Consider the following 7,193-nt stretch of genomic DNA (forward strand, 5'->3'; position numbering starts at 1 on the left):
CCGCGGCTGCCCACCGGCCGCAGGGCCGACGAGACCGGCCGGACAGGCGCGTTCCGGCCACCGCGCGGGCTCGCCGCTCGCCGCACCGGGCCGCAATCTCGGCCCGCACTTCGGCCCTCACGGCTCCCGTCGCGCAGGGCGTGAGCAAGGGCGGGGTGCTCGACAAGGGGTACGTCGGCCACTACCCGCACACCGCGCAGCCCGGCGGGGCCGGGAACTTCGCGCTCGCGGGGCACCGCAACACGCACGGTGAACCGTTCCGCTACATCAACCGGCTGCGCGCCGGGGACGAGGTGAGGGTCGAGACGCGGGAGGCGGTCTTCACGTACGTCGTCGACAAGGGGCTCGCGCAGACCTCCGCGCGCGACAGCGGGGTGATCGCGAAGGTGCCGAGGAGCGATGTCCGGGCGGGGGCCGGGTACCGGAAGCCCGGCTACTACCTGACGCTGACGACCTGCACGCCCGAGTTCACGTCCACGTACCGGCTGGTCGTGTGGGGGAAGCTGGCGGCGATGCGGCCCCGGTAGTTCTTCCGCGCCGGTGGTGTGCCCCGTGGGCGTGCCCGGTGAGCCCGTGTGCCCTCTCTGCCCGGCCTGGCTGTGTGTGACGCGTGTGACGTGTGTGATGCGTGTGGCCTGCGTGACCAGTGGGGAACGTGTCCGGCGGGAGTACGATGATCGGACGTTCTGGGTAGGGCCGGGCTCGTGCCGGCAATGGTCGTATTGCCCCCTTTCGGCACGAGAGTTGAGGAGATCGCGCGCGTGCATGTCCGCCGGCTGCCCTCGTGGGCCTGGGTCGCCGCACTGACCGTGGCGGCCCTCGCGGCTGTCGTCGTCCTGGGGGTCCAGGCGGACCGGTCGGTGCCGCCCGGCGAAGCGCCCTTCGCGTCGCGGCCCGCCGCGACACCGTCGCCGCAGGCGCGCCCGTCCACCCCGCCGCGCAAGCCGCCCCGTGCCGAGGTCCCGGCGAACTCGGGCGAGGGGGCGCGCATCGTCTACTCGCTCGGGCAGAAGCGGGTCTGGCTGGTGGAAGCCGGTGACACCTCGCGCCGCTCGTTCACTGTGTGGCCCGGAACGGTCAACCCCGAAAAGGGCTCTCACCTGGTCTCCTTCCGGCGGCAGGCGGCAACGGGGTCCGACGGGGTGGAGATCGAGAACATCGTCTACTTCTCCACGAAGTCCGGCGTCTCCATCGCCTTCTCCAACGCCGTCGACGGCTCGTCGCCGGAGCCGGCGTCCGGGGTGCAGACCGGCGGGATCCGCGTGCGAGCCGACGACGGCGACGCGATCTGGAAGTTCGCCGCTGTGGGCGCGGTCGTCTTCGTGGTCGACTGACCCACGTGCGGCGCGTCGGGGTGCGCAGTGAGACGCGGGGACGGTGACGCCCGGGGACGGTGACGCCCGGTGGGGAACCTGGGAGCCGTCTCGGGCGTCTGTCCTTACGGGTCGCGACGTGACAATGGCGCGCGGTCTGCTGCTGAGGTGCTGGTGCTCGGGGTTGGCGTTCGTTCTGGCTTGCCCGGGGTGATGGGCGGGCTCGCAGCGGCGGGGCGTTGTCAGTGCCGGGCCTTAGCATCGTGAGAAGAGTCGGACACCGGTCGATCGTCGGCCGGGTGCTGGACGGGGAGAGGGAGGGATCATGATCAGTTGCTCGGCGCGCTTGCTGCGCACGGTCGGCCTTGCCCTCTTCCTGCTGACCGAAGTCCTCCTCATCGAGAACGGCAGCTTCTCGGCCGCCGTCGCGCTCGCCGCCACCGCTGCGGCCGGCTCGGCCCTCACCGTCTGCGCGCTCCTGGCCGCCCGCTCCGTTCCCGCCGTGCCGCGCACGCGGGTCCGTACGGCGATACGCGACCGCGAGATACGCACCGCGTTCCTGCCCCAGCGCGATCCGGACGCGCGAGGGCGGACCAGGCCGCGTGCGCCGGGGCGTCGTCTTTCGACGACCACCGCGTAGGGACGCGCGCCGCTTCTTCGAGTGCGGGCCGCGTGGACACGCAGTACGGCCCGCCTTGCTCGCTCCCCTGGTGCGACCGGCTCGGTGCACGCACTCGTCCACTCGCCCGCTCGCGTAGCCACCTGCCTGCCTCGCGTGGGTCGTCATGCCGATCTGTCTTCTCTCCCGGCACGACGAGACCCCCGGAGGGCTCACCATGTCCGTATTCGCCAACCTGGTCGCACGCCTCGCGGAACTGCTCGAACCGTTCTTCCACGCCTCGGCCACGGCCGCCGCGATCGTCCTGTTCACCGCGTGCGTACGACTCGCCATCCATCCCCTGTCGCGGGCCACGGCCCGTGGTCAGAAGGCCCGCACCAAGCTCGCGCCGCAGATCGCCGAGCTGCGCAAGAAGCACGGCAAGAACCCGGAGCGCCTCCAGAAGGCGATCTTGGAACTGCACGCCGAGGAGAAGGTCTCGCCGCTTTCGGGCTGCCTGCCCAGCCTGTTGCAGCTGCCGGCGTTCTTCCTGATGTACCACCTCTTCTCCAGCACACGGATCGGAGGCGAACCGAACCGACTCCTCGACCACACCCTCTTCGCCAGCCCGCTCGGTGACCGCTGGACCGACGCGCTGTCGGACGGCGGGGTCCTCGGGCCGCAAGGGCTGCTGTACGTGGCGCTGTTCGCGATCGTGGCGGCGGTGGCCACGTTCACATACCGGCGTACCAAGCAGCAGATGGCGGCGTCCCCGGGCATGCCGGTCGCGGGGCCTGACGGGGTGGAGCTGCCGGGCGCCGCAGCGATGGGTGCGATGGCCAAGGTGATGCCCCTGATGTCGTTCGCGACGCTGATCACGGTGGCCGTGGTGCCGCTGGCCGCCGCGCTGTACGTGGTCACCAGTACGACCTGGAGCGCGGTCGAGCGGGCGTGGCTCTACCGGGACGTTCCGGCTGGTGGGAGCGTCGTGGCTACTGCTCGGTAAGGGTCCAGTCCGTGAACGGGGTCTTGCGGACTGGACGTGCAGCTTGGAGGATCGGCCAATCCTCCGATGGCCGCACCCATCGGCCGGGGCCGAACGCGACTCTCGACCAGAGGAGACTGACCATGAAGCTGCTGCGTGTGGGAACGGCGGGTGCCGAACGTCCGGCGCTGCTCGACCAGGACGGGACGCTGCGGGATCTGTCCGGTCTCGTCACCGACATCGACGGCGACCTGCTCGCCGACGAGGCGGCTCTCGGCCGGGTCCGCGAGGCCGCGGCGGAGGGCGAGCTGCCGGTGATCGACGACGCTGCGGGGACGCTGCGGGTCGGGCCGCCGCTGGGCCGTATCGGCAAGATCGTCTGCATCGGCCTGAACTACCACGACCACGCGGCCGAGACGGGTGCGGCGATACCGCCCGAGCCGATCATCTTCTTCAAGGCTCCGGACACGGTTGTCGGCCCCGACGACACGGTTCTCGTACCGCGCGGCAGCACCAAGACCGACTGGGAGGTCGAGCTGGCGGTCGTCATCGGGCGGACCGCGCGCTACCTGGACTCGGCCGAGGACGGCCTCGCGCACGTCGCCGGATACGCGGTCGCCCACGACGTCTCCGAGCGCGAGTGGCAGATCGAGCGCGGTGGCACGTGGGACAAGGGCAAGAACTGCGAGACGTTCAACCCGCTGGGCCCGTGGCTCGTGACGGCGGACGAGATACCGGACCCGCAGGCCCTGGGCCTGAAGCTGTGGGTGAACGGAGAGCTGAAGCAGGACGGGACCACCGCCGACCAGATCTTCGCGGTGGGGGAAGTGGTCCGGTACGTCAGCCAGTTCATGACGCTGTACCCGGGCGATGTGATCAACACGGGTACGCCGGCGGGAGTGGCCATGGGGCAGGCGGAGCCGAAGCCGTACCTGCGGTCCGGAGATGTGGTGGAGCTCGAGGTGGAGGGGCTGGGCCGCCAGCGCCAGGAGCTGAAGGCCGCCTAGCCTCCGGCCGGTCGCCCCGGTCGCCCCGGTCGCCCCGGTCGCCCTGGTCGCCCCGGTCGCCACGGGACGCCGGTCCGGCGCGGGGCCCGGCCGCCCGGGACCGGCTGCCAGGCGCCGGGGCCCCTGCGCCTGGACCTGCGCCTGGGGGTCCCAGGACCTGGACCTGCGCCGGGCCCCAGGACTTGGACCCGCGTCGGCTCCAGGTCCTGGACCTGCGCCGGGCCCCTAGCGCCTGGACCTTGGGGCCCAGGTCCTGGACCTGCGCAGGGCCCGTAGCGCATGGACCTTGGGGTCCTGGACCTGCGCCGGCCCCAGAACCTGAAGCCCGCCGGGCCCGCAAGGCCCGGACCCGCGCCGGCCCCAGGACCTGAACCCCGCCGGGCGCGCAGGACCTGGACCCGCGCCGGCCTCAGGGCCTGAACCCCGCCGGGCCCGCAGGACACCGGACCCGCGCCGGGCTCTCAGGACTTGAACTGCTCCAGTGCCTCCACCACCAGTGCGTGGTCCTCCGCCTGGGGGAGGCCGGAGACCGTGACCGTGCCGATCACGCCCGCGCCCTCCACCGCGATGGGGAACGATCCGCCGTGCGCCGCGTACACGTCCGGGTCCAGGCGGGACGAGTCCTCGAACGTCGTGCCCTTGGCGCGAAAGCGGGTGCCGACCCGGTACGAGCTCTCCGCGTACCGCTCCACGACCCGCCGCTTGCGGTCGATCCACGCGTCGTTGTCCGCGCTCGACCCCGGCAGGGCGCAGTGGAAGAGCTGCTGCGCCCCACGCCGGATGTCGATCGCCACCGGCGCCTCGCGCTCCCGGGCGAGCCTCATCAGGAGGCTGCCGAGGGCCCACGCGTCCTCGTGGGTGAATTGGGGGAGGACCAGCCGGTCCTCCTGGGCGGCCAGCTCGGCGAGCAGCTCGGCAGGCGTGGGCGGGGTGGGCGTGTGGCCTGTCGACGTCATCGCGCCACCTCCACCGTCACGCCCTCGCGCGCCGACCGCCGCGCCGCTTCCAGCACGTCGAGCGCGTCGGCCGCCTGGGCGGCGGTGACCGGCGGAGCGGTGCCCGCGCGTACGGCGGCGGCGACGGCCGCGTAGTACGCCGGGTAGTCGCCCGGCAGCGTCGGGACGGGACTGCCGCCGCCCGTCGCCGGGGACTCGCCGGCGCCGACGCGGCCCCACGCCGACTCCGGCTCCTCGCCCCAGCTCCCGTCCGCCGTCGGCCGCCTGCCCTCGCGCAGAGCGCCCTCCTGCGGGTCGAGCCCGTACTTCACATAGCCCGCCCGCGAGCCGAGCACGCGAAAGCGCGGGCCGAGCTGCGCGGTGGTGGCGCTCACGTACAGGTGGGAGCGGACACCGTTCGCATGTGTGATCGCGATGAACGTGTCGTCGTCCGCCTCCGCGCCCGGCCGGCGCACATCGGACTCGGCGTACACCCGCACCGCCGGACCGAAGAGCACCAGCGCCTGGTCGACGACGTGGCTGCCCAGGTCGTACAGCAGTCCGCCGATCTGGGCCGGGTCGCCCGACTCGCGCCAGCCGCCCTTGAGCTGCGGGCGCCACCGCTCGAAGCGCGACTCGAAGCGCTGTACGTCGCCCAGTTCGCCGGAGGCGATCAGCTGCTGGAGGGTGAGGAAGTCGTTGTCCCAGCGGCGGTTCTGGAAGACGGACAGCACCAGGCCGCGCTTCTCCGCGAGCGCCGCGAGGTCACGCGCCTCGGCGGCCGTTCCGGCCACCGGCTTGTCCACGACGACCGGCAGGCCCGCCCGGAGGGCGGCGGTGGCGAGCGGGACGTGCGTGTTGTTGGGAGACGCGACGACGATCAGGTCGAGCTCCTCCGCGCGCGCCCACAGCTCGTCGGCCGAGGCCGCGACGCGGACGCCGGGGTGCTCGGCGCGGGCCTGCTCCTGGCGCTCCGGGTTCGAGGTGACGACGGTGTCGAGGGCGAGGTCCTCGGTCGAGGTGATGAGCGGAGCGTGGAAGACGGAGCCCGCGAGGCCGTAGCCCACGAGTCCGACGCGCAAGGGGGCGCGGGTGTCGGTGCCAGTCATGACACCCACTTAAACAACGCTGTTGCCAAAGTGCAAGCGCAGTGGACAATGGGTCCGTGAACAGGAGCTATACGGGCGCGAACCTGCCGACGCTGCGCAGCCACAACGCGGCGCTGGTCCTCGACCTGCTGCGCACGGCGGGCGAGGCCGGCATCAGCCGCCTCGAACTCGCCGAGGGTACCGGCCTCACCCCGCAGGCCGTCAGCAAGATCACTGCCCGGCTGCGGGCGGAGGGCTTGGCGACGGAGGCCGGCCGCCGCCCCTCGACGGGAGGCAAACCCCGGACCGTGCTGCGGCTGGTGCCCGACGCCGGGTACGCCGTCGGGCTGCACCTGGACCGCGACGAGCTGACCGGGGTCCTGGTGGACCTGGCGGGCACGACGGTCGCGGTGCGCAGGGCGCCGCTCGACCTGGGGGCGGACGCGGAAGTGGTGCTGGAGGCGGCGACCCGCGCGGTCGCCGCGCTCGTCCTTCCGTCCGGGCCGGAGCCCGGCCACACCCCGCCGGAACCCGGGCCGGGCCGGACGCTGCTCGGGGTGGGGGTCGCCGCGCCCGGGCCGCTCGACCACGGTCGCGGGGTGCTGCACCGTGTCACCGGGTTCCCGCAGTGGGACGGCTTCGCGCTGCGGGACGTGCTGAGCGAGCGGCTCGGGCTGCCCGTGGTGGTGGACAAGGACACGAACGCCGCCGCGCTCGGGCTCGCGCTGCGCGCCCGCCCCGGCGGCGGGTCCTTCGCGTACCTCCACCTCGGTACGGGCCTGGGGTCCGGGCTCGTACTCGGCGGGGCGCTCTATCGCGGGGCGCGCACCGGGGCGGGCGAGTTCGGGCACCAGACGCTGCAACTCGACGGGCCGCCCTGCTCCTGCGGCGGTCGCGGCTGTGTCGAGGCGCTGTGCCTGGCCGCCGTCGCCCGCGGCGACCTGGCGGAGGCCGCGCGGGTCCTCGGCACCGGGGCGGCGAATCTGGTCGGGCTGCTCGACATCGACCGGGTGCTGCTCGGCGGCCGCGTCATCGCCGCGGATGAGGACGTGTTCGTACGAGGCGTGGAGGCGGTACTGGCGGACCTCGCCCGGCGCGAGGGCAGTAGGCCCGCCGTGCCGGTGGCCGCCGCGGCCGGCGACGGGCGCGCCGTCGCCGACGGGGCGGCGCAGCTCGTCCTCGCGCCGGTCTTCGGGCACGCGGACATCGCGTTCCCCGGTGCGGCGAGCGGCGCGGGTGTGGCCGAGGGGGCGAGCGGGGCCGAGGG

At 73.3% G+C, this 7,193-nt stretch carries 8 protein-coding genes; 6 read left to right on the plus strand and 2 right to left on the minus strand.

The features are described from left to right. The 5 genes from E2E34_RS28595 to E2E34_RS28615 all read left to right on the plus strand — a co-directional run. Nucleotides 1-527, plus strand: a 527-nt coding sequence (locus tag E2E34_RS28595) for a class E sortase (RefSeq protein ID WP_138904781.1), incomplete at its 5' end; no start/stop codon positions are given. Nucleotides 528-713: 186 nt separating this feature from the next. After that, nucleotides 714-1,334: a hypothetical protein gene (locus E2E34_RS28600; protein WP_439333695.1), complete on the plus strand. Its 621-nt coding sequence runs from the start codon at nt 714-716 to the stop codon at nt 1,332-1,334. Between the two features lie 304 nt (nt 1,335-1,638). Beyond that, nucleotides 1,639-1,953: a DUF6412 domain-containing protein gene (locus E2E34_RS28605; protein ID WP_138904782.1), complete on the plus strand. Its 315-nt coding sequence runs from the start codon at nt 1,639-1,641 to the stop codon at nt 1,951-1,953. A gap of 196 nt (nt 1,954-2,149) precedes the next feature. Next, on the plus strand, nt 2,150-2,917 hold the full coding sequence (locus tag E2E34_RS28610; RefSeq protein ID WP_138904783.1) for a YidC/Oxa1 family membrane protein insertase: 768 nt from the start codon (nt 2,150-2,152) through the stop codon (nt 2,915-2,917). Nucleotides 2,918-3,039: 122 nt separating this feature from the next. Next, the gene (locus E2E34_RS28615; protein ID WP_138904784.1) at nt 3,040-3,903 is read left to right on the plus strand and encodes a fumarylacetoacetate hydrolase family protein; all 864 of its coding nucleotides are present in this window, start codon (nt 3,040-3,042) and stop codon (nt 3,901-3,903) included. A 461-nt stretch (nt 3,904-4,364) separates the two neighbouring features. Here E2E34_RS28615 and E2E34_RS28625 read toward each other — a convergent pair whose 3' ends face one another. Further along, on the minus strand, nt 4,365-4,859 hold the full coding sequence (locus tag E2E34_RS28625) for a heme-degrading domain-containing protein (protein WP_138904785.1): 495 nt from the start codon (nt 4,857-4,859) through the stop codon (nt 4,365-4,367). Continuing rightward, nucleotides 4,856-5,947 (minus strand): Gfo/Idh/MocA family oxidoreductase, encoded by a 1,092-nt coding sequence (locus E2E34_RS28630; RefSeq protein ID WP_138904786.1) that lies wholly within the window; start codon nt 5,945-5,947, stop codon nt 4,856-4,858. Before E2E34_RS28630 ends, E2E34_RS28625 begins: the two co-directional genes overlap by 4 nt. A 56-nt stretch (nt 5,948-6,003) precedes the next feature. On the opposite strand from E2E34_RS28630, the gene E2E34_RS28635 reads away from it, so the two are divergent. Continuing rightward, a partial coding sequence (locus E2E34_RS28635; protein WP_138904787.1) for an ROK family transcriptional regulator occupies nt 6,004-7,193 on the plus strand: 1,190 nt, incomplete at its 3' end.

Origin of the sequence: Streptomyces albidochromogenes (genome assembly GCF_005981925.1) — a bacterium.
GTDB lineage: Bacteria > Actinomycetota > Actinomycetes > Streptomycetales > Streptomycetaceae > Streptomyces > Streptomyces albidochromogenes.

Excerpts from the sequence above, each read along its gene's own strand:
- E2E34_RS28600 (WP_439333695.1), top strand. The coding sequence starts at position 714 with ATGGTCGTATTGCCCCCTTTCGGCACGAGAGTTGAGGAGATCGCGCGC.
- E2E34_RS28605 (WP_138904782.1), top strand. The coding sequence starts at position 1,639 with ATGATCAGTTGCTCGGCGCGCTTGCTGCGCACGGTCGGCCTTGCCCTC.
- E2E34_RS28610 (WP_138904783.1), top strand. The coding sequence starts at position 2,150 with ATGTCCGTATTCGCCAACCTGGTCGCACGCCTCGCGGAACTGCTCGAA.
- E2E34_RS28615 (WP_138904784.1), top strand. The coding sequence starts at position 3,040 with ATGAAGCTGCTGCGTGTGGGAACGGCGGGTGCCGAACGTCCGGCGCTG.
- E2E34_RS28625 (WP_138904785.1), bottom strand. The coding sequence starts at position 4,859 with ATGACGTCGACAGGCCACACGCCCACCCCGCCCACGCCTGCCGAGCTG.
- E2E34_RS28630 (WP_138904786.1), bottom strand. The coding sequence starts at position 5,947 with ATGACTGGCACCGACACCCGCGCCCCCTTGCGCGTCGGACTCGTGGGC.